This window comes from Actinophytocola sp., assembly GCF_009379765.1.
Lineage (GTDB): Bacteria > Actinomycetota > Actinomycetes > Mycobacteriales > Pseudonocardiaceae > Actinophytocola.
The window spans coordinates 1-19,711 of the sequence record NZ_WHTD01000159.1; the positions used below are offsets into that span (position 1 = coordinate 1).

The 19,711-nt window shown below is 71.0% G+C and carries 21 protein-coding genes; 4 read left to right on the top strand and 17 right to left on the bottom strand.

Annotated features, from left to right (window positions below; translation table 11 throughout):
* Positions 1-431: 431 nt before the first annotated feature.
* Positions 432-1,310, bottom strand: a complete 879-nt coding sequence (locus tag GEV28_RS34070) for a hypothetical protein (RefSeq protein WP_291417062.1) — start codon at positions 1,308-1,310, stop codon at positions 432-434.
* A gap of 42 nt (positions 1,311-1,352) precedes the next feature.
* Here GEV28_RS34070 and GEV28_RS34075 point away from each other — a divergent pair, with 42 nt between their 5' ends.
* Complete coding sequence (locus tag GEV28_RS34075; protein WP_291417063.1) at positions 1,353-2,360, top strand: quinone-dependent dihydroorotate dehydrogenase; 1,008 nt, start codon at positions 1,353-1,355, stop codon at positions 2,358-2,360.
* A gap of 48 nt (positions 2,361-2,408) precedes the next feature.
* Here the strand turns inward: GEV28_RS34075 and GEV28_RS34080 are convergent, their stop codons facing one another.
* The 12 genes from GEV28_RS34080 to GEV28_RS34135 all read right to left on the bottom strand — a co-directional run bounded on the left by GEV28_RS34080 (position 2,409) and on the right by GEV28_RS34135 (position 13,179).
* Entirely contained in the window at positions 2,409-3,260 is an 852-nt protein-coding gene (locus tag GEV28_RS34080; RefSeq protein ID WP_291417064.1) for a hypothetical protein, read from the bottom strand.
* A 26-nt stretch (positions 3,261-3,286) separates the two neighbouring features.
* Positions 3,287-4,132, bottom strand: a complete 846-nt coding sequence (locus GEV28_RS34085; protein WP_291417065.1) for a PspA/IM30 family protein — start codon at positions 4,130-4,132, stop codon at positions 3,287-3,289.
* 152 nt (positions 4,133-4,284) lie between these two features.
* On the bottom strand, positions 4,285-4,971 hold the full coding sequence (locus tag GEV28_RS34090; protein WP_291417067.1) for a hypothetical protein: 687 nt from the start codon (positions 4,969-4,971) through the stop codon (positions 4,285-4,287).
* A gap of 40 nt (positions 4,972-5,011) precedes the next feature.
* Positions 5,012-5,479 (bottom strand): helix-turn-helix transcriptional regulator, encoded by a 468-nt coding sequence (locus GEV28_RS34095; protein ID WP_291417069.1) that lies wholly within the window; start codon positions 5,477-5,479, stop codon positions 5,012-5,014.
* A gap of 175 nt (positions 5,480-5,654) precedes the next feature.
* Positions 5,655-6,188, bottom strand: coding sequence for a CinA family protein (locus GEV28_RS34100; protein ID WP_291417071.1), 534 nt, complete (start codon positions 6,186-6,188; stop codon positions 5,655-5,657).
* Positions 6,189-6,329: 141 nt separating this feature from the next.
* Positions 6,330-6,872 (bottom strand): CDP-diacylglycerol--glycerol-3-phosphate 3-phosphatidyltransferase, encoded by a 543-nt coding sequence (gene pgsA / locus GEV28_RS34105; RefSeq protein WP_291417097.1) that lies wholly within the window; start codon positions 6,870-6,872, stop codon positions 6,330-6,332.
* Positions 6,873-7,005: 133 nt separating this feature from the next.
* The gene (gene rimO / locus GEV28_RS34110) at positions 7,006-8,439 is read right to left on the bottom strand and encodes a 30S ribosomal protein S12 methylthiotransferase RimO (RefSeq protein ID WP_291417073.1); all 1,434 of its coding nucleotides are present in this window, start codon (positions 8,437-8,439) and stop codon (positions 7,006-7,008) included.
* A 54-nt stretch (positions 8,440-8,493) separates the two neighbouring features.
* A complete protein-coding gene (locus GEV28_RS34115; RefSeq protein ID WP_291417075.1) occupies positions 8,494-9,348 on the bottom strand; it encodes a dioxygenase in 855 nt (284 codons plus the stop codon).
* Positions 9,338-10,282, bottom strand: coding sequence for an iron-containing alcohol dehydrogenase (locus tag GEV28_RS34120; protein ID WP_291417077.1), 945 nt, complete (start codon positions 10,280-10,282; stop codon positions 9,338-9,340). Before GEV28_RS34120 ends, GEV28_RS34115 begins: the two co-directional genes overlap by 11 nt.
* Entirely contained in the window at positions 10,282-11,055 is a 774-nt protein-coding gene (locus GEV28_RS34125; RefSeq protein ID WP_291417079.1) for an IclR family transcriptional regulator C-terminal domain-containing protein, read from the bottom strand. Before GEV28_RS34125 ends, GEV28_RS34120 begins: the two co-directional genes overlap by 1 nt.
* A gap of 22 nt (positions 11,056-11,077) precedes the next feature.
* Complete coding sequence (locus tag GEV28_RS34130) at positions 11,078-12,625, bottom strand: 4-hydroxyphenylacetate 3-hydroxylase N-terminal domain-containing protein (protein ID WP_291417081.1); 1,548 nt, start codon at positions 12,623-12,625, stop codon at positions 11,078-11,080.
* A complete protein-coding gene (locus GEV28_RS34135) occupies positions 12,622-13,179 on the bottom strand; it encodes a flavin reductase family protein (RefSeq protein ID WP_291417083.1) in 558 nt (185 codons plus the stop codon). The genes GEV28_RS34130 and GEV28_RS34135 overlap by 4 nt, the downstream gene beginning before the upstream one ends.
* 127 nt (positions 13,180-13,306) lie before the next feature.
* Between GEV28_RS34135 and GEV28_RS34140 the strand changes: the two genes are divergently transcribed.
* Positions 13,307-13,831 carry an amino-acid N-acetyltransferase gene (locus GEV28_RS34140; protein WP_291417085.1) on the top strand — a complete coding sequence of 175 codons (525 nt, stop codon included), beginning with the start codon at positions 13,307-13,309 and terminating at the stop codon, positions 13,829-13,831.
* A 184-nt stretch (positions 13,832-14,015) separates the two neighbouring features.
* Positions 14,016-14,399, top strand: coding sequence for a phospholipase (locus tag GEV28_RS34145; RefSeq protein ID WP_291417099.1), 384 nt, complete (start codon positions 14,016-14,018; stop codon positions 14,397-14,399).
* A 53-nt stretch (positions 14,400-14,452) separates the two neighbouring features.
* On the opposite strand, the gene GEV28_RS34150 is transcribed toward GEV28_RS34145, so the two are convergent.
* Both GEV28_RS34150 and GEV28_RS34155 read right to left on the bottom strand, forming a co-directional pair.
* Positions 14,453-15,313, bottom strand: coding sequence for a MerR family transcriptional regulator (locus GEV28_RS34150; protein WP_291417087.1), 861 nt, complete (start codon positions 15,311-15,313; stop codon positions 14,453-14,455).
* A 60-nt stretch (positions 15,314-15,373) separates the two neighbouring features.
* Positions 15,374-16,495 (bottom strand): lipase family protein, encoded by a 1,122-nt coding sequence (locus tag GEV28_RS34155; protein ID WP_291417089.1) that lies wholly within the window; start codon positions 16,493-16,495, stop codon positions 15,374-15,376.
* Between the two features lie 83 nt (positions 16,496-16,578).
* On the opposite strand from GEV28_RS34155, the gene GEV28_RS34160 reads away from it, so the two are divergent.
* Positions 16,579-17,529 (top strand): linear amide C-N hydrolase, encoded by a 951-nt coding sequence (locus GEV28_RS34160; RefSeq protein ID WP_291417091.1) that lies wholly within the window; start codon positions 16,579-16,581, stop codon positions 17,527-17,529.
* A 13-nt stretch (positions 17,530-17,542) separates the two neighbouring features.
* Here the strand turns inward: GEV28_RS34160 and GEV28_RS34165 are convergent, their stop codons facing one another.
* Together GEV28_RS34165 and GEV28_RS34170 are read right to left on the bottom strand one after the other, a co-directional pair.
* Positions 17,543-18,112, bottom strand: coding sequence for an RloB family protein (locus GEV28_RS34165; protein WP_291417093.1), 570 nt, complete (start codon positions 18,110-18,112; stop codon positions 17,543-17,545).
* Complete coding sequence (locus tag GEV28_RS34170; protein WP_291417095.1) at positions 18,109-19,446, bottom strand: ATP/GTP-binding protein; 1,338 nt, start codon at positions 19,444-19,446, stop codon at positions 18,109-18,111. The genes GEV28_RS34165 and GEV28_RS34170 overlap by 4 nt, the downstream gene beginning before the upstream one ends.
* Positions 19,447-19,711: the final 265 nt, after the last annotated feature.

Consider the following 19,711-nt stretch of genomic DNA (forward strand, 5'->3'; position numbering starts at 1 on the left):
AGCCAGACCCGACGTTGCCGCTCAGTCAGATGCGGCTTGACCGCGTCATAGCGGCGTTCGAGAGAATCCATGACCAGGCTCATAGCACAGACCATAAACACCCCGAGGCCAAAACCCAAGTTATTTTACTACGAGCCCTAATCTCGCGGTACACGAGAGAGGAGGTGGTCCAACGGTGAATTCCCATAGGACTCGTGAGGTGGCTGTCCGCTAAGGACCACCGACCGGACATGGTTTGGCTGGCTGCGCAACACGGCTGACACCGGCTCGCCCGGTGCCGTAGACGCGCGGTGTGGTCGGCGAATACCAGGCAGTCACCCGGCCCTCGGAGCTCTCAGGGACCCAGTCCGACCCTGAGCCTGTGCACCTCGGTGCGCAGGAGCCGGCCCGAGGGCCGTTTTACATTGCCCGGGAAGCACTTCGGCGCCGGCTCAGTCCCCGGACAGTTCGTCCAGGATCCGTTCGGCCTGCTGCACCAGGCGCCATGCCTGGCTCGCGCGCTTCTCGGCGTCCTTCACCGAGCGGCTCGCCGAGCCCGCTCGCCGGCGGGCGTCCTTCTCGCGCTTCTCCGCGGCGTCGACCTCCTCGTAGAGGCGGCGCACCTCCTCGCCGGCCTCGTCGGCCAGGCGCTGCGCCTCGGCCAGGATGCGCTCCTCCTCAGCGCGGTCGGCCTCGGCCTCCTTGACCGTCGAGCGGGCGGCGTCGAGGTCCTCGCGGGCCATCGCGAGCTTCGCCTCCCGGTCGGCCTTCTGCTTCTCGGTGAGGTCCGCCTTCGGTCGGGGCGGGCGAGCCGGGCGGACCACCGGCGCGCGGTCCCCGGACACCGACGGCCACGCCGCGGCGGCCGCGGACAGCTCCTTGGCCGACGTCAGCCGTCCGGCCAGCAGCACCCGGGCCACCTCGCCGTCGGCGATCGCGGTCGTGAAGATCTCCTCCAGCTCGCGGGTCACCGACTCGGTCAGCGCCGCCCCGTTGAGCTTCCCGGCCTGCGCGACCAGCATGCTGACAAGCTGGGTCCGCTTCTGGGACAACGACTTCAGGTCCGCGCCGGCCAGGTTCGCGTGCGCCTCACGCAACGCGTCCCCGAGCGAGGCGACCTCGTCGACGTCCGAGCTCGCGTCCCGCGCGAGCTGGTTGGCCAGCCAGGCCGACGTGGTCGGCTTGGCGAGCCTGTCGATCGCCGCCGCGACCGCCGGATCGCCTGCCGCCTTCGCGGCCTTCGACAGCTCCTTGCGCCGCGGGGTGAAGTCCTCGCGCGAGCCCGCGTAGAGCTCCTCGGCCGCGGAATCCAGATCGACTGTGTCGGACACACCACCATCATCCCGCCCTGGCCGCGATGAAACGATGTGCGGGTGGTCTACCAGCACATCCTGCGTCGCGCACTGTTCCGGTTGGGCGGCGGCGACCCCGAGATCGCCCACGAGCGCACCGTCGCCGCGATGTCCCGGCTCGGCCGGGTGCGGCCCGTCGTCGCCGCCCTGCGCGGGTTCTACGGGCGGTCCCGGCCGCGGACGGTGTTCGGGGTGGAGTTCCCCGGGCCGGTCGGACTCGCCGCGGGCGTGGACAAGAACGGCGTCGCGATACGCGGGTGGCCGGCGTTCGGGTTCGGCTTCGTCGAGGTCGGGACGGTCACCCGGCACGCGCAGCCCGGCAACCCGGGGCCGCGCCTGTACCGGCTGCCGGCGAGCGAGGCCGTGATCAACCGGATGGGCTTCAACAACGCGGGGGCGGCGGCGCTGGCCGAGCGGCTGCGCAGGCTGGGCCCGCCACCGGTGCCGGTCGGGGTGAGCATCGGGAAGTCGAAGGTCACCCCGATCGAGGACGCGGTCGAGGACTACCTCGCGTCGCTGCGGGTGCTCCACCCCTACGCGGACTACTTCGCCGTGAACGTCAGCTCCCCCAACACTCCCGGGCTGCGCGGGCTGCAGGACCGCGCCGCGCTCGACGCGTTGCTCGGCGAGCTCCGCACCGCCGCCGAAGGGAAGCCGCTGCTGCTCAAGATCGCGCCGGACCTGACGTGGGACGCCGTCGAGGACGTGCTGGCGGTGTGCCACGCCCACGGCGTGGCCGGCCTGATCGCCACGAACACGACCCTCGCCCGGGACGGCCTGGCCCCCGAGGACGCCGCGGTGGCCGAGCAGGCCGGCGGGCTGTCCGGCCGCCCGCTCACGGCCCGAGCGCTGGAGGTGGTGTCCTTCGTGGCGAAGCGGACCGAGCTGCCGGTCATCGGCGTGGGCGGCATCCACACCCCCGACGACGCGGCGCGCATGGTCGACGCGGGCGCCAGCCTGGTCCAGCTGTACACCGGCTTCATCTACGAAGGCCCGGGACTGGTACGAAAGATCAACAAGCTGGCGTAGAACCGGCGGACTCGCGGGTCCCGAACGGTGGACTCGCGGGTGTTGGGGTCAGCCGGCGGCGTCGGACAGCTCGCGCAGGGCGACGGCCAGGCCGGCCAGGTGGTCGGTCGCCTCGGTGAGCTCCTGCTTGGGACCCGACGCGGAGCTGGCGGCGACCACGCGGCCGGCCGCGGCGACGAGGCTGCGGTACCCGTCGAGTCCTTCGTCCAGCTGCTCGCGCAGCCGCGACACGCCTTCCACCAACGGGCCGCGCTCCAGTGGCGGCGCGTGGTCGCGGGCCAGCTCGACGGCGACGAGCTGGGCGGCGACCGCCCGCAAGGCCGTGGCCGCCTCGTTGCTCGTGGCCTGGGCCTGCGCCACCGACTCCACGGGTACCGACGCCGGCATGCCCGCCGAACCCGACAGCTGCGCGAGCACCTGGCCCAGCGCCTTCTCCGCGTCCGCGAGGCGCTGCATCGGCTCGCGGGCCGCGGAGCCCTTCGGCGGCAGGACCGTCTGCGAGACGACCGCCGCGGTGGCGATGCCGGCCGGCGGGTGCTTGGTGTCGAACTCGCGCTGGGTGTTCTTGGCCAGCACGAGCTTGAGCATCGAACGGAACGCGATGGTGGCGGCGATCAGGGTGGCGACGATCGCACCTATCGCGGCCGAACCCTCGCCGTCGGCCACCGAGCCCGTGAGCACGCCGACCACGAGGACCATGCAGATGGCCGTGATGAGCGCCCAGGCGGTGAGCCACCGCGACGCCCACACACGCTTGCGCGCGAGCCGGCGCCGCTGGCGCTCGATGCGGACGGCCTCGTCGCCCCGGCGCGTCCACGCCTCCTGGACCTGCTGCACGACCTGGCCGTTGAGGTACCGGTTGGCCAGCTGGGTCAGCTGATACAGCTCCCGTCCGCGCATGACACCTCCTCAGCCGGAGCGAACTGTCAGTTGGCCTGCCCGTTCGACTTCTGCTCCTGGGCGACCCGCTGGGCGATCTCGGCGTCGATGTTGGACGACCCGGCCGCGGGCTTTGCCGACGACCCGCCGGTGACCTGCGGCGCGACCGAGCCACCGCCCATCGACGCGCGGATCTGCTCCAGCCGCGAGACGCCCGCCATCTCCGTGGTGGACGTCTGGATCTCCATCATGCGGCCCTGGACCGAGTTCTGGGACAGCTCCGCCGAGCCGAGCGCGGTGGTGTACCGCTTCTCGATCTTGTCGCGGACCTCCTCCAGCGACGGCGTGTTGCCCGGCGCGGCCAGCTCGCTCATCTGGTTGAGCGACTTGGAGACCTGCTCCTGCATCTTGGCCTGCTCGAGCTGGCTGAGCAGCTTGGTGCGCTCGGCGAGCTTGTTCTGCAGCATCATGGCGTTGCGCTCGACCGCGGTCTTGGCCTGGGTGGCCGCCTGCAGCGCCTGGTCGTGCAGGGTCTTCATGTCCTCGATGTCCTGCTCGGCGGTGACCAGCTGCGTCGCGAACGACTGGGCGGCCTGCTCGAACTGCGTCGCCTTGGCGTCGTCGCCCTTGGTGCGCGCCTCGTCGGCGAGGACCAGCGCCTGGCGCGCGGAGGCCTGCAGCTTCTCGACATTGCCGAGCTGGCGGTTGAGCTTCATCTCCAGCTGCCGCTGGTTGCCGATCACGGCGGCCGCCTGCTGGGACAGCGCCTGGTGCTGCCGCTGGGCCTCCTCGATGGCCTGCTGGATCTGTACCTTGGGATCGGCGTGCTCGTCGATCTTCGACGAGAAGGCCGCCATCAGGTACTTCCAAGCCTTCACGAACGGGTTGGCCATCTCCTCCGCCTGCCTTCTCCGTACTGGTGCTTACTGGCAGCTGCCCACCGCAGTTGGTATGGCAACGCCCCGTCATCGTTGTCGGTTCCATCGTGTCAGGTCCCCGGGCGTCGCCACCACCGGACCCGGCCGAAATCAGGTACCAATCAGGGTTAGCCCTGACCGCCCGGACCGATCTCGGGGTTGGACGCCTGACGAACCTCCACCAGACCCTCCCGCAGGGCGCCGAGCCTACCCGTGAGCTGGGCAGCGGCGTCGTCGTTCGTGGTCATCCCCATCGCCGCGGGGCTCGCGGTGCCGTTGATGAGCTCGGCCAGCTCGTCCCTGGCCTGCTCGAACTCGGTGACCGTGGCCTGCATCTTGGCGAGCAGCGCGTCCCGCTGGTCACGCTGGCGCCGCGCCGCGGCGATCCGGGCGGAGACGGCCTCGTGGGACCGGGCCAGGTCGGCGGCGGCGGGCCGGCCGGCGGCCTCGGTGAGCGCGGTGGCGAGCGCGTCCCGCTCGTCCTCCAAGGACGGCACGGGGATCCGGGCGAGCGCGTGGTCGAGGTCGGCGGCCTGGCTGGCGGTGAGCCGGAGCTCGGCGACGACCTGGACGGCGTCGGTCTCGATGCCGTGCAGGGCGGCGTTCTCGCCGAGCGTGGCGCCCAGCTCGCGCAGCACCCGCTCGCCGCGGGACACCCACACCTGGGCGGGGCTGCCCATGATCGGCCGCCGGCCGCCCAGCGGAACGTCCTCGACCACCTGCCGGCGGGTGCTGCGGATCATGAGCGGCACGGCCACCACCGCCGCGATCCCGATCACGACGAGGATGGTGACGAGCACGGTGGTGAGCAGCACGACCTCCGAGTTCCGAGCCGGAACCCGAAGTCTAGAACGATCAGGCGGCGAACACCGCGCCGATGCGGCGGCCGCCGATGGAGGCCTCCATCCGGTGGCTCAGCACCGGCTGGATACGCAGGTCGGCCATGTTGTCGCCGACCACGGCGGGCACCAGGCGGCCACCCTCGACGCGCTCGACGGACGCGCGCGCCCGGCCGTCGGCCGCGGCCGACGGCGCGTCGGCGCGGTCCGGGCGGTCGGCGGGCTCGGGCACGGTGTTCTCGACGTAGTCCATCGCGCCCATGTCGCTCGCCACGTGGTGCAGCAGCTGGGACAGCGGCAGCTCCAGCGCGTCGCAGATGGCGGACAGCAGCTCGCTGGAGGCCTCCTTGCGACCACGCTCGACCTCGGAGAGGTAGCCAAGGCTCACCCTGGCCGCCCGGGAGACCTCGCGCAGCGTCCGGCGCTGGTTCGTGCGGGCATGACGGAGCCGGTCACCGATCGCCTCACGCAACAGCACGGTCATCGCGCGCCTCCCTCCAAGATCAACCGCCCGACGGGACGGACGGCCATGGTGACAACGTTACCGAGACGGAACGACCAGCGGCACCGACATCACCATGCGTACGCCACAAGCGAACGACCGAGCGCGCCCCGGTGTTCCCGCACGCTACGGCGCTCGGCTGGAGCCCTGGTCGAGCTCAGTCCGCCGCCGGCTCGTCGAACTGGGCGCTGAGCAGGTCGAACGCCGCCCGCACCGCACCCGCGCGGACCTGGTGACGGTTACCGTCGATCCCGATGGTCCGCACGATCGTGTGCCCGGCGCCCGACACCGCCAGGTGCACCACGCCCGGCTCGATCCCATCCTGTGGATCCGGCCCGGCCACCCCGGTGAGCCCGATCCCCCAGGTGGACCCGCACGCCGTCCGCGCGCCCGTGGCCAGCTGCTCGGCGATCAGCGGGTGCACCGGACCGTGCTCGGCGAGCGCCGCGGCGTCGACCCCGGCGAGGTCGGTCTTGAGCGGCGTGGCGTAGACGACCACTCCCCCACGCACGGCCGCGCTCGACCCGGGCACGCTGGTGAGCGTCGCGGCGACCAGCCCGCCGGTGAGCGACTCGGCGGTGGCGACGGTCTCGCCGCGCTCGCGCAGCGTGGCGACCAGCGCGGTGAGCACGTCGGGGTCGATGCCCAGGGCGTCGGCGAGCGGGTTCCTAGGGCGCGTCCGGCGGTTCATGGTCGATGCGGTTCGTGATCAAGGTGGCTCCTGGCAAGGCGGAGCAATGGCCTCGTACCGGGTCGTACTCGGCCGTTGCGACAACGCGGCCAGGAGCCGCCTTGGCGCGGACCGCGCGGCCGATGATCCGTCGGACGTGCCCTAGCCACGGGCCCGCAGCCGGATCGCGCGGATCACGTAGTCCACGCCGGTGCCGATGGTGAGCACCAGCGCGACGCCCATGACGAACCAGTTCAGCGGGTCGAAGCCGGCCGGCAGCGGCAGCAGGAACAGCTCGATCGCGATGATCTGCGCGATCGTCTTGGCCTTCCCGCCGTAGCTGGCCGCGATCACGCCGTAGCGGATCACCCAGAACCGCAGCAGGGTGATCGCGACCTCCCGGCCGGCGATCGTCAGCGTGACCCACCACGGCAGCTCGCCGAGGATGGACAGGCCGAACAACGCGGCACCGGTCAGCGCCTTGTCCGCGATCGGGTCGATGACCTTGCCGAAGTCGGTGACGAGCCCGAACTTGCGGGCCAGCCAGCCGTCGACGTGGTCGGTGATCGACGCGACGGCGAACACCACCGCGGCGGTGAACCGCCAGCCGGTCGAGCCCTCGACGGCGAAGAGCGCCAGCAGGAACACCGGCACCAGCGCGATCCGGGTGACGGTGAGGATGTTCGCGATGTTGACGAGCGGCACCCGGACGGCGGCGACGCCGACGACCGGCTCCGGCGGTCCACCACCCGCCGGGCTGGAACTCACGACGACCCCTCGCAGGTTCGGTCTCGCCGCTCGCGGTCGCCCTGTGTCCATGATTCGCTCGCAGGCGCACTCATGGCGAGGCCTCGTCCCGGCGCACGGTCTCGGCCGGCGCCACGACCAGGTCGACACCCTCGGCGCCGACCACCTTGCCCCGCACGAGATCACCGACCGCGTAGCCGTCCCCGGTCAGCAGGCACTCGCCGTCGACCTCGGGGCCCTGGTGCGCGGCGCGGCCGGCGACGTCCCAACCGTCGTCCTCGCCGACCCGCTCGACGAGCACCAGCACCTCGTCGCCGACGCGGTCCTCAGCGCGCTGCGTGGTGAGCTGCTCGACCAGCTCGGACACCCGGGTGACCCGCTCGGTCACCTCGGCCGGGTCGAGCTTGCCGGGCAGGTTCTCGGCCTCGGTGCCGTCCTCGTCGGAGTAGCCGAACACGCCGACGACGTCCAGCCGCGCCTCAGTGAGGAAGTGCTCCAGCTCGGCCAGCTCCTCCTCGGTCTCGCCGGGGAAGCCGACGATCACGTTGCTGCGGATGCCGGCGTTCGGCGCGAGCGAGCGGATCCGCTCGACCAGCGCGAGGAAGGACTCGGTGCCGCCGAACCGGCGCATCCGGCGCAGTACGGTCGAGCTCGCGTGCTGGAAGGACATGTCGAAGTAGTCGGCGACGCCCTCGGTGCCGGCGATCGCGCTCACGAGCCCGGGCCGGGTCTCCGCGGGCTGCAGGTAGGACACCCGCACCCGGTCGATGCCCGGCAGCGCGGCCAGCCGCGGGAGGAGCCGCTGCAGCGCGTCCGGCCCGCCCTGCTCGCGGCCGAGGTCCTTGCCGTAGGAGGTGGAGTTCTCGCTGACGAGGAACAGCTCGCGGACGCCCTCGCCGGCCAGCCACGCGGCCTCGGCGAGGATCTCGGCCGGCGGCCGGGACACGAACGCGCCGCGGAAGGACGGGATGGCGCAGAACGAGCACCGCCGGTCGCAGCCCGAGGCGATCTTCAGCGCGGCGACGGGGGCGTCGTCCAGGCGCCTGCGCAGCACCCGCGGACCCCAGCCGTGACCGGGCACCGCCAGGTCCACGGCCGGCCGCCGCACCGGGGTGATCGGCAGCAGGGTCCGCCGGTCGGTGGGCTGGTGGGACGCGATCGCGCGGCCGGCGACGACGTCGTCCAGGCGCTCGCCCAGGGTCGGGTAGTGGTCGAAGCCGAGCACCGCGGCCGCCTCGGGCAGGTTCTCGGCCAGCTCGGCGCCGTACCGCTCGGCCATGCAGCCGACCGCCACCACCTTGGCACCGGTCTCGGCCGCCTCGAGCAGCGCGTCGACCGAGTCCTTCTTGGCGGACTCGACGAAGCCGCAGGTGTTCACGACGATCACATCGGCGCCCGACCCGTCGCCACTGACCTCCCAGCCGCCGTCGGCCAACCGGCCGGCGAGCTCCTCGGAGTCGACCTCGTTGCGGGCGCACCCGAGGGTGAGCAGGGCGGCGCGGCGCGAGGGTGGCGGGGCAGACACGGCTCTCAGGGTAACCGGCGACGCCCGCGCCAACCGCATGCCAGCGGAAACGGGCTACTCCGCGGCGCGAACAGTGGCCAGAACGATGTCGAACTCGGCGGTGTGGAACGGGATGCCGAGCCGGCGGCCGTCCGGGGCCGGGCCGGGGCCGTGCCGGTCGAAGTCGATGACCAGCGACTGCTTGACGCCGAACACCGCGTCGTCGTCCAGGTGCGCGCTGTCTCTGGTGAACACGTGGGTGACCAGCGTGCGGTGGCCGGGTGCGGAGACCATGAAGTGCACGTGCGCCGGGCGCATGGGACCGCGGCCCGCCGCGTCGAGCAGCTCCCCCACCGGGCCGTCGTCGGGGATCGGGTATGCCTCCGGGTGAACGGTCCAGAACGCGTACCCACCCGCCTCGTCGGCGCGCAGGCGCCCGCGGCCGCGGGGCTGGTCGAGGTCGGCGTACTGGACGTCGTAGCGACCGTCCTCGTCGGACTGCCAGACCTCCAGCACCGCGCCCGGCAGCGGCTCGCCCCGCGTCGACCGGACGGTGCCGTGCAGGTAGCAGGGCGTGCCGGGGGCGCCTCCGGAGATGTCCTCGCCGAGGGCGAACTCCGGGGCGCCCTCGACGAAGAACGGGCCGAGCACGGTCGACTCGGTGGCCTCGCCGCCGGTCGGGTGGTTCAGGTCGATCACCGCCATCGAGGCGCCGAGCACGTCGGAGAGCAGGATGAACTCCTGGCGCTTGTCGTCACAGGTGTGGCCGGTGCGGGTGAGGAAGTCGATCGCGGCCGCCCACTCGCCCTCGGTCGGTCGCACGTCGGCGAGGAAGGCGTGCAGGTGCCGGACGAGGCTCGTCGCGACCTCCCGGAACCGCGGGTCCCCGGCCTTGGCGAAGCTCGAGACCACCTGGTCCTCAAGACTCATCGGGGGGCCACCTTCCTTCGTAGGCGTCCGGCAGCAGCGTCGCGGCGTGCGGGAGCCGGCGGACCGCGTCGTCGAGGTCCTCTGCGCGCATGCCGATCTCGCGCAGGCTCGTCGGCGCGCCGATCCGCTCGGCCAGCTCACGGAGCCCGTCCACCGTGCCGCGCGCGGTGTAGGGCAGCAGCACCGCGTGCGTCGGTGCGTGCGGCAGGCCGTAGGCGCCGCCGAGCGCGTGGCAGAGCTTGTGGTGTCGGCCTGACCCGGCCACCGCGAACGCCGACGCCGCGAGGTAGGCGCCGTAGAGCGCCTCGCCGCGGTCCTCCTCGGCGACGGCCTCGGGCAGCCCTGCGGTGAGCACCCGCACGGCCTCGCGCGCGACGAGCGCGGTGACCGGGTCGGCCCGCAGGCCCGCGACGGCGTGCGCCATCGCGTTCATCCCGCTCGCCGCGGTGATGGCCGGCGGCAGCCCGACGGTGAGCGACGGGTCGTACACGACGAGCCGCGGCAGCACGTCGGGCGACCGGCCGGTGCGCTTCGCGCCGCCTTCGGTCCGGCCCCACACCGGTGTCATCTCCGAACCCGCGTACGTGGTCGGCACCGCGACGATCGGCACCGGCCGGACCAGCGCGACCGCCTTCGCCGTGCCGAGCGCGGACCCGCCGCCCACCGACAGCAGACAGTCCACATCGGACCGCCGGGCCGCCGCGAGTGCCGCGTCCGCCACCTCCGCCGGCACGTGCTCGCGCACGTCGGTGAACACGTCGACGACCGGCAGCCGCTCGGCCAGCGACCGGGCGAGCGACTCGCCCCGCTTCGTCGCGACCAGCAGCACCCGCGCGACCCCGAGCGCGGCGACCTCGCCGGGCAGCGCGGACCGCGCGGCGCCGGAGCCGAACACCACCCGGCCGGGCACCGAGTCCCGGGTGAAGGCGGGCATCAGACGGCCCGCGTGGTCGGGTGGTAGCCGGCGCCCAGCGCGTCGCTGATCCGCGCCGCCGCCGTGACCAGGGCCGGCACGTAATCGCACCGGATCCGGTCCAGCGACACCGACGCCGGCACCGACATGCCGAGCGCCGCGACCACCCAGCCCGCGCTGTCCCGGATCGGCGCGGAGAACGACCGCACGCCCTCCTCGTACTCCTGGTCCACCACCGCCCAGCCCCGCTCGGCCACCTCCGCGACGACGGCCGCGAGCCGCGCCGGGTCGGTCACGGTCGCGGGGGTGAGGGCGGGGAACGGCCCGTCGGGCAGCGAGGACTGGCCGGCGAGCAGCACCCGCCCCGCCGCGGTCGCGTACGCCGGCATCCGGGTGCCCGGCAGCAGCGTGTGCGGCATCCCCCGGCGCGGCGGCACCCGGAACAGGAACACCGCGTCCTCACCGTCCAGCGCGATCAGCGAGCAGGTGTGCCCGATGGTCTCGGTGGCCGCGACCATCGGCGCCTCCGCGATCTCGGTGAGGTTCAGCGACGAGGTGAACGCATGCCCCAGCGCCAGCACGTGCGGGGTAAGCGCATAGGCGCGCCCCTCGGCCCGCACATACCCGAGCCGCTCCAGCGTCAGCACCAGCCGCCGCACGGTCGGCCGGGACAGCCCCGTCACCTCGGCCAGCCGCGCGGTCGTGAGCAGCGGCCGGTTGCCGGCGAACGCGAGGATCACCGACAGGCCCCGCTCGAGGGACTGCACGTAGTCCTTGTCCTCGGGGTCCTTCATCGGCGGTCCTTCATCGGCGTTCTCACCGGCGGTGCAGGCTGACGTCGTCCGGGTTGACCAGGTCCGGCACGGTCCACCCGTGCAGGTCGTACTCGGCCATGCACTGCTCGGCGAAGCCCGTCATCTCCTCGGCGAGCCCGGACGCCTGCGCGGCGAACAGCACCTCGGCCCGCACGGCCTCGTGGTTGCCGGAGTAGTTGCGCTCGTAGAGCTCGTGCCGGCCGCCGAACTCGCTGCCCACCGAGTCCCAGATCAGCTTCATCAGCTTGACCCGCGCGACCGAGTCGACGCCGTTGGAGCCGCGCACGTACTGGTCGAGATAGGGCCGGATCTCCGGCGAGTCGAAGTCCTTCGCGTTGGAGTTGAGGTAGATCAGCCCGCTGCCGAGATCCTGCATGATGATCTCGCGCACCCGCGGGTAGCCCAGCGTCATGAACCACCGGTACGCCAGGCCGTAGTCCAGGTGCGGCAGCACGGCGCCGTCGATCCACTCGTCGGGGTGGTTGGCCATCGCGTCGGTGATCGCCCAGAACATGTTGCGCCACGCGATGACCTCGCCGACCCGGGTCTGGATGCCGCGGAAGTCCTTGGTGCCGGTGGTTTCCACGCCCTTCATCAGCAGGCCCGCGAGGAAGTCGAGCTTGACGGCCAGGCGGGTGCAGCCGTGGAAGGTGAACCGGTGCAGGAAGCCCGAGCCGGGGAAGAACGTGCTGGCCTTCTCCGCGTCGCCGTAGATGAACACGTTCTCCCACGGGATCTTCACCTTGTCGAGGATGAAGATCGTGTCGTTCTCGTCGAACCGCGACGACAGCGGGTAGTCGAAGGGGCTGCCCAGCACGTCGGCGTTCATCGCGTAGGAGTGCCGGCAGATCAGCTTCATCCCGGGCGTGCCCATCGGGACCGTGCAGACGAGCGCGAACTCGCGCTTCTTGATCGGCAGGCCGTAGTGGGCGATGAAGTTGTAGTGCGTGATGGCCGACCCGGTCGCGACCACCTTGGCACCGCTGACGATCAGCCCGTCGTCGCGTTCCTCCTCGACGTGCACGAAGATGTCGCGCACCTCGTCGGGCGGGCGGTCGCGGTCCACCGGCGGGTTGATGATCGCGTGGTTCCAGTACAGGAGCTTCTCCTGCGACTCGGCGTACCACCGGCGTGCGTTGTCCGCGTAGGGCTCGTAGAAGTCGGCGTTGGCGCCGAGGGTGCCGAGGAACGCCGCCTTGTAGTCGGGGCTGCGGCCGAGCCAGCCATAGGTCATCCGGGCCCACTCGGCGATCGCGTCCCGGTCGGCGATGAGGTCCTTGGCCGACCGCGGGGTGCGGAAGAACGGGTGCGTGACGCCGACGCTGCCGGTGTCGGTCGGCGCGGTCAGCACGTCGCGCCGGGCCGGGTCGTGCAGCGAGTCGTAGAGCCGCGCGGTCATCCGGACGGCGTTGCGGAACGCGGGGTGGGTGGTGACGTCGGCGACCTTGTCGCCGTAGAGGAACACCTCGCGCCCGTCGCGCAGGCTCTCGATGTACTCGTCGCCGGTCATCGGCCTGGTCTGCCGTGTTGCCTGCTCCGTCACGGTCATGTCCGGCTCCTCAGCTCGGTGTGGTCGGCTCGGGGTGCCGGCAGCCAGCCGGCGTCGGGACTGTCGAGCGAGCCCAGCCAGGGCAGTTCGTCGAGGCCCGCCTCGAACGCCTGGCCGAGCGGGCGGAACGCGCCGCGGAAGAAGACCAGGGGCTCGCCGCCGAAGTACTCGAACTCGGTGACCTCGCCGAGGAACAGCACGTGGTCGCCGCCGTCGTAGCTGCGCCACGGCGTGCAGGAGAGGTATGCGAGCGCGCCGGCGAGCCGTTCGGTGTCCGGGACCCACTCGACCGAACCCGCCGTCGGGTGGCCGGCGAAGTGGCGAGCGAGGTCGTCCTGCTGGCGGCGCAGGACGTTGACGGTGAACGGAACGCCGTCGAGGTACCGGCAGGCCTTGCTGCGCAGGGCGAGCGCGACCAGCACGAGCGGCGGGTCCAGCGACACGGCGGTGAACGAATTGACCGTGGCGCCGTGCGGCTCGCCACCCGCCGTGCAGGTGACGACGGTGACCCCGGTCGCGAAGTGCCCGAGACAGTTCCGTAGCTCGACGTGCATGGCTCCCGCCGCAATGCGTACGACTTTGTCGCTATCCGGTACATCTCACCCTGGCCCCGGCTCGGCCCGAGTGTCAATGCGCACGGTGGGTCCGCACCGATTCAGTCCGCGAGTTAGGTTCATTCCCGTGAGAGATGCGGTCGTGGTCCGACGCGCGCGGATCGGCGACGTGCGGGCCATCAAGTCGATCATCGACACGTATGCCGGCAAGGTGCTGTTGGCCAAGGAGCTCGTGACGCTCTACGAGGACGTGCAGGAGTTCTGGGTGGCCGAGTGCGGTGGCGACGAGGGTGGCGAGCACGGCCGCCAACTGGTGGGCTGCGGTGCGCTGCACGTGCTGTGGGAGGACATCGCGGAGATCCGGACGATCGCGGTGCTGCCGCACGTCCTGCGCCTGGGCGCCGGCGGGTTGCTGGTCGAGCGGCTGGTGGCGCAGGCCCGCGAGCTGGGGCTCGCGCGGGTGTTCGTGCTGACCTTCGAGACGGGGTTCTTCGCGCGGCACGGGTTCGTGGGGATCGAGGGCACCCCGGTGAGCCCGGAGGTCTACGAGGAGATGCGCCGTTCGGCCGACGAGGGGGTCGCGGAGTTCCTGGACCTGCCCTACGTCAAACCGAACACCCTCGGCAACGCGCGGATGCTGCTCGAGCTGTAACCAACTTTCGATACCCAGCATTAGCCCGTTAGGGGGTTTCCTGTTCACGGTCTGCCAGGCGTAATTGATCAGGGGCTGCACCGCCCCGCTCATCACCGCCTCACAAGGGAGACCATCCGTGGCCACGTCAACCCTGCGTCGTGCCGCCCGGGCAACCATCACCACGATCGCGGTCACCATCGCCATGCTCGCCGGCACGCTGACCGCACAGGCAGCACTCGACCCCAACCAGCTCAGGTCGGTCACCGACCAGTACCTGTTCAGCACGAGCCTCAACAGCTTCCAGACGATCCGCAGCCAGCGCCCGTACGGCGACCAGCTCGACTGGAGCTCCGACGGCTGTTCGAACTCGCCCGACAACCCGTTCGGCTTCAACCTGGTGAAGGCGTGCTACCGGCACGACTTCGGCTACCGCAACTACAAGCGGCAGGGCCGGTTCACCGAGAGCAACAGGCTGCGGATCGACAACAACTTCAAGTCCGACATGTACACGGTGTGCAACGGGAACTGGGCCTGCAACCGGTTCGCCGACGTCTACTACGCGGCCGTCCGCCAGTTCGGCGGCTGACCGTCCTCGACGGAGACGGAGCGGGGCACGCCGTCGCGGCGTGCTCCGCTCTCTCACTCGGGACCGGCGCGCATGGCCCGGACGAACCAGTCGAGTGCGGGCGCGGTGCCGGGTGGGGCCGGCCAGCCGTTGATCACCGCGAGCAAGTGGAGGTAGCGGTCCCTTCTCGGGTCGTTGGCGGCCTCCAAACGTGCCAGCAGGTTCGTCGGGTGGGCCACGGCCACCGTCGCGACGATCTCGGCCGCCCGCGGCGAGGTCGGGGCCACTCCGGCGGCCACCGCGGCGCCTGCCTCGTCGCGGACCGTCGCCACCGGGTCGCGGGTCAGACCTGGCGTGTGGTGCTCGGCCATCCTCCGCATGCTCGCGCGGAAGTCCGGGTCCTGGGTCAGCTCGGCCAGTTCCACCCACGCCTCGACCTGGTCCGGGACGGGGTCGTCGGGCAGCTCCGGGGTCAGCGAGCGGGCGATGCCCTCGGGCACGTCACCCAGCGCCGCGGCAAGGAAGTCCGCGACGAGCCGCCGGCGTTCGTCCTCGGAGAGCGTGGCCAGCCTGTGCATCAGTTCCGTCTCCTCCGGTGTGGCCCCGCGCCTGGCCACCGCCGCCAGCACCGCGCGCCGCAGACCCAGCACCCGGATCCGCACCGCCAGCGCCTCGGCGTGCGCGGCGGCGACCTCGGGCAGCGAGACCGTCCGCTCCACGACCCGCCGGATCGTGGGCAGGTCGAGTCCCAGGTCGCGCAGCGTCCGCACCAGGTCGAGGCGGGCGACGGCGTCGATGTCGTAGCGGCGATGGCCGGCCGGGGTGCGGTCGGTGGGCGGCACGATCCCGCTGTCGGAGTAGAACCGGATGGCCTTGACCGTCAGCCCGGTCCGCCGCGCCAGGTCACCGATCGAGTAGAGCGTGCCGCCGTCCATGCCCACAGCCTTGCGTCTCCCCCTACCGGAGACGCAAGGAACAGCACAGCCGAACCTGGGTCAACAGTTGCCGCTCGGCGCTCGTCCCGCGAGGCGGTCGGCCACCCAACCGGTGACCGCCGGGCTCATCAGCGCGGCGGTCGTGAAGTGCGCGCCGGTGTCGGTGCGCCAGAACGTCACGTCGCCGCCGCCCGCGCACCAGTCGGCCCGCAGGTCCACGCTCACCTGCACGGGCAGGATCTCGTCGCCGTTGGAGTGGTACAGCAGCACCGGCGCCCGCGGCGTGGCACCGCCGAGGTTCTGCTCCTCCACCCTGGCCGTCCACTCCGGACGGTTGAGCACGTCCTCGGTCGTGTAGTCGGCCATCGAGTGGCCGGCGTACTTCGACAGCTCGTCGGTGCAGTCGTCGCGGATGTCGGCGAACGCGGCGCGCCCCTCGTCGTTGAGGTACGGCGCGAGGTCGAGCTCGGGGTAGGTCACATCCAGGCCGAAGCCGGCGGCCATCACCAGGCCGACGTTGTCGCCGCCGTCGTTGTGGTCGGCCACCGTCCGCAGGTTCGCCGGCGGCGCGCCGACCGCGTAGGCGGCGATGTTCAGCTCCGGCGCGTAGGTCGGCGCGAGCTGCGCGGCCCAGCCCGACGCGTGCCCGCCCTGCGAGTACCCGACGATCGCCACCTTCGTGCCGGCCGACAGCCCGGTGCCGGGCAGCCGCAGCGCCGCGCGGACGGCGTCGAGCGTGGCGTTGCCCTCGGCGCGGCCGGCGATGTAGGTGTGCTCGCCGGGCGTGCCGATGCCCTCGTAGTCGGTGATCGCGACGGCGAACCCACGGGTGGCGTACTGGTGGATCAGCAGCCCCTCGGTCTCGTCGCCCGCCTCGAGATGGCGCGACGGCGCGCACTGGTCGCCGAGGCCGTGGGTGCCGGGTGCGTAGCCGACGACCGGCGTGTTCGCGTTCGCGCCGAACGGGACGATCACGGTGCCGCTGACCGTGATCGGCGTGCCGGTCGCCGAGGTCGAGGTGTAGGTGATGGTCCAGGTTCTGGCGTAGAAGAAGCCCGGGGCGCTGATCTGCCGGGAGGTGATGACGTCACCGGGGGCGGCGGCCGGCGCGGCCACGGCGGTCGGCACGGTCAGCGCGGCTCCGGCGAGCAGGGCCACGGCCAGGGCTCGGCGAACGAACATGGCACCCCCTTGCGCACGGTGGTTTAGACCACTCCTACCGTAACGGTCCGATCACCGGTGGTAAAGCCTCTTAGGATGTGGGAATGAGGCGCGTGGCGATGGCGGTCGTACTGATGGCTATGGCGTTGGCGGGGTGCCAGTCGGGTCCGGCGGCGGCGCCTTCGCCGCCCGCGGTGTGGGACGGCCGGGACGCGTCGCTCGCCACCCTCGAACAGCTCGACGACCATCCACTGTGGACGATGCGCTACGCGGGCGGGTACGACCGGTTGAAGGACGTGACCACCGCCCCGCCCGCCACGCCGTTCGGCTGCTCGCTGTTCGCCACCAACGACGCGGCGAACCCGTTGTTCGCCCGCAACTTCGACTGGGCCGCGAACCCGGCGATGCTGCTGTTCACCGAGCCGCCGGACGGGTACGCGTCGGTGTCGATGGTGGACCTGTCCTACCTCGGCGTCACCGACCCGGCCGCGGACCCCGCGCGGCTGGCCGACGCGCCGCTGCTGCCGTTCGACGGCCTCAACGCCAAGGGCCTCGCCATCGGCTTGGCCGCGGTGCCCGACGCCCAGGCCGCCAGCACGCCATCGCGCCCGACCGTGGGCGGGGTGCGGATCATCCGGCTGGTGCTGGACCAGGCCGCGACGGTCGAGGAAGCGGTCGCGGTCTTCGAGGACCACAACATCGACTTCTCCGGCGGCCCGCCGCTGCACTACCTGATCGCCGACGCGACGGGCAAGTCCGTGGTGGTGGAGTTCGTGGCCGGCACGGTGTCCGCCCTGCCGGCGCAGACCGCGGTGAACTTCACCATGGCCGGCTCGGACGAGGCGACCCGCCAGTCGGACAGCCGCTACGCGACCGCGAACGGCGGCCTGCGCGGCGCCCGCGACTGGCGAGGAGCGATGGACCTGCTGGGCGAGGTCGTGCAGGGCCACACCCAGTGGTCGGTGGTGTACGGCCTCGAGTCGGGTGAGGTCCACCTGGCGACGGACAAGAAGTTCGACCGCGTGCACGAGTTCTCGCTGCCGATGACCGGCTGACCCGCCGCGCAGCTCAGATGACCTGCCGTACGAGCGCCCACACGCCGGTGGACGGGTTGTGCTCGTGTTCCGTCCCAACCGTCGCGCACCTTCTCGACGCCCGTTCGATCGCGGCGTCGACGCCACCGGCGAAGTCAGGAAAGCACAAGCGACTCTTGTCGTACCGTGGAACGTGCCTGGTCAGGCGTAGTTCCACGTCGTCGTAACAGGTCAGCGGCGCCGTGCACGACTCGAAGTGGAGCAGCAGCCAGTACTCGAAACAAGGGTTCGAGATCGCAAGCCGCACGTCCTCCTCGTGTGCCACCGTCACAGCTCGCGCCAGGTCGAACTCGTCCACGTCAACGACACACCAGACCTGGTCACACTCGACGGTCATCCGCTTCCGCGCGGCGAAGCGAATCAGTGAGACAGGATCGACGCCCTTTCGCTCCACCATCACGTTGATCGCGGGATTTCGTCGCTCCTTCTTCAGTCCGCGAAAGTATGCGGGTTCGGTGGCGTCGCCTCCGCACACGATGAGGATCTGGGCACGTTCCTCGCGGATCGCCGCGCGACGGGAGCGTCGGTTCTCACGTCTGATCATCGATTTCGCACGGCGTTCACGAAGTCCTCTTCGTCCAGAACCGGGACGGCGCCGTAGCTCCCGCCGAGATACCTGCGCTCGATATTCTGGCCCTTGCGCGGCTTGAAGTCGGTCAGCGGGTAGATCTCGGTCGCGCCGGCGGCGTTCTTCTGCACGAACCAGATCTGGTCGCGCGTCAGCACGTCGCCGATCATCGTGCCCAGCAGGCTGGTGTCGTGCGTGGTGAAGATCAGCTGCGCGTTGTCGGGGTTGGTCTCGGGATCCTGGAACAGCCGCACCAACTGGGCGGTGAGCAGTGGGTGCAGACTGGTGTCGATCTCATCGACCGCTAGGACCGCTCCCTCATCGAGCACATTGAGCACCGTCGGCAACAACCGCAACCACGAACGGGTGCCGTCCGACTCCTCCCCGAGAGAAAAAAGCTCGTCCTCGACGCCATGAACGAAACGGAGCTCAGCACGCCTCTCCGCGCCTCGGCGCTCAAAATACTCCAGCTCACGGTGCAAATTGTGCAATTCAGCCGTAATTCCCCGCTTGCCGCGGGGCCCGGTGTCCGAGTCGAGCAGTCCGGTCAGATCCGCGATTCTTTCCTCGATAATCGCAATATTATGCACATGACGCCTGTTGATCGTTTCCTTTATGCGAACGTCAGTGATTCCCACATCTGCCGCCGCCAGCAGCGACACCAACCTGTTCAGGTTGTCCGGCTTCGTTGAGATCAACCGTTGAATGCGCTCCGCAAGTCCGGTATCCGGAGCATGAGACGACCCTCGTATCCTCAGGTCACCCCGGAACCACTCGTACACCGGACTCAGGGCACCGAGATTGAGCCTGTTCGCCGCGCTCAGAAACAGAGCGTTCGGCCTGGTGAGCTCTTCCAGCATCTCCAGCTTGGGCTTGAGCCCACCGAGCGTGGTCCCGAAGGTGATGTCACCGCGCTTCCTGCGGAACAGCATTCGCCTGCGTTTCTCCGGGTAGGAGTACAACCACTCCTCGACGACCTCGGTGTCGTCGACGGCGAACCCGTAGGTGTACGGCACGTCGTCGACCACCAGCTCGGCCACATAGACCGAGGGCTGGTCCCGGCCTTGGGCGCTCAGCCGGAACGGCCGCCGCGGCACACCGCCCTCGACGTCCCAGCGCGCGAAGGACTGCAGCACGGCCGACTGCATGAAGCCGAGCCCGTCGATCACGTTGGACTTGCCTGAGGCGTTGGCGCCGTAGATGGCGGTGACCGGCACGACCGAGCGCTCCGCGTGGTTCGCGGGCATGAGGAGGAGTTCCTGCTCATCGGCGATCGAGCGGTGGTTGGCAAGCCTGAAGCTACGAAGCACTCTGACCCCCTTCCAGAACCACCTTCGCACCATTATGCACCAATAAACCACACAGAACGCGGTCAAGCTCGTCTCAAGATGGATCCTCACGCCAGATACGGCCGATCAACGGTCGGTGCCGCTCAGCAGGTCGGTGCCCAGCGGGGTGCGGGTGTGCCGCAGCGAGCGGCCGACGCGGTGGGTGGTGACCAGGCCGGTCTCGCGCAGGATGCGGACCTGCTCGCTGACCGTGCTCGCCGGCAGCGCGCAGGTGCGGGCGAGGCCG

Bases quoted from the DNA above. Each gene is read 5' to 3' on its own strand.
- GEV28_RS34080 (WP_291417064.1), bottom strand. From the start codon at position 3,260: ATGCGCGGACGGGAGCTGTATCAGCTGACCCAGCTGGCCAACCGGTAC.
- GEV28_RS34085 (WP_291417065.1), bottom strand. From the start codon at position 4,132: ATGGCCAACCCGTTCGTGAAGGCTTGGAAGTACCTGATGGCGGCCTTC.
- GEV28_RS34095 (WP_291417069.1), bottom strand. From the start codon at position 5,479: ATGACCGTGCTGTTGCGTGAGGCGATCGGTGACCGGCTCCGTCATGCC.
- GEV28_RS34100 (WP_291417071.1), bottom strand. From the start codon at position 6,188: ATGAACCGCCGGACGCGCCCTAGGAACCCGCTCGCCGACGCCCTGGGC.
- GEV28_RS34115 (WP_291417075.1), bottom strand. From the start codon at position 9,348: ATGAGTCTTGAGGACCAGGTGGTCTCGAGCTTCGCCAAGGCCGGGGAC.
- GEV28_RS34120 (WP_291417077.1), bottom strand. From the start codon at position 10,282: ATGCCCGCCTTCACCCGGGACTCGGTGCCCGGCCGGGTGGTGTTCGGC.
- GEV28_RS34125 (WP_291417079.1), bottom strand. From the start codon at position 11,055: ATGAAGGACCCCGAGGACAAGGACTACGTGCAGTCCCTCGAGCGGGGC.
- GEV28_RS34130 (WP_291417081.1), bottom strand. From the start codon at position 12,625: ATGACCGTGACGGAGCAGGCAACACGGCAGACCAGGCCGATGACCGGC.
- GEV28_RS34135 (WP_291417083.1), bottom strand. From the start codon at position 13,179: ATGCACGTCGAGCTACGGAACTGTCTCGGGCACTTCGCGACCGGGGTC.
- GEV28_RS34145 (WP_291417099.1), top strand. From the start codon at position 14,016: ATGCTCGCCGGCACGCTGACCGCACAGGCAGCACTCGACCCCAACCAG.
- GEV28_RS34150 (WP_291417087.1), bottom strand. From the start codon at position 15,313: ATGGACGGCGGCACGCTCTACTCGATCGGTGACCTGGCGCGGCGGACC.
- GEV28_RS34155 (WP_291417089.1), bottom strand. From the start codon at position 16,495: ATGTTCGTTCGCCGAGCCCTGGCCGTGGCCCTGCTCGCCGGAGCCGCG.
- GEV28_RS34160 (WP_291417091.1), top strand. From the start codon at position 16,579: ATGAGGCGCGTGGCGATGGCGGTCGTACTGATGGCTATGGCGTTGGCG.
- GEV28_RS34165 (WP_291417093.1), bottom strand. From the start codon at position 18,112: ATGATCAGACGTGAGAACCGACGCTCCCGTCGCGCGGCGATCCGCGAG.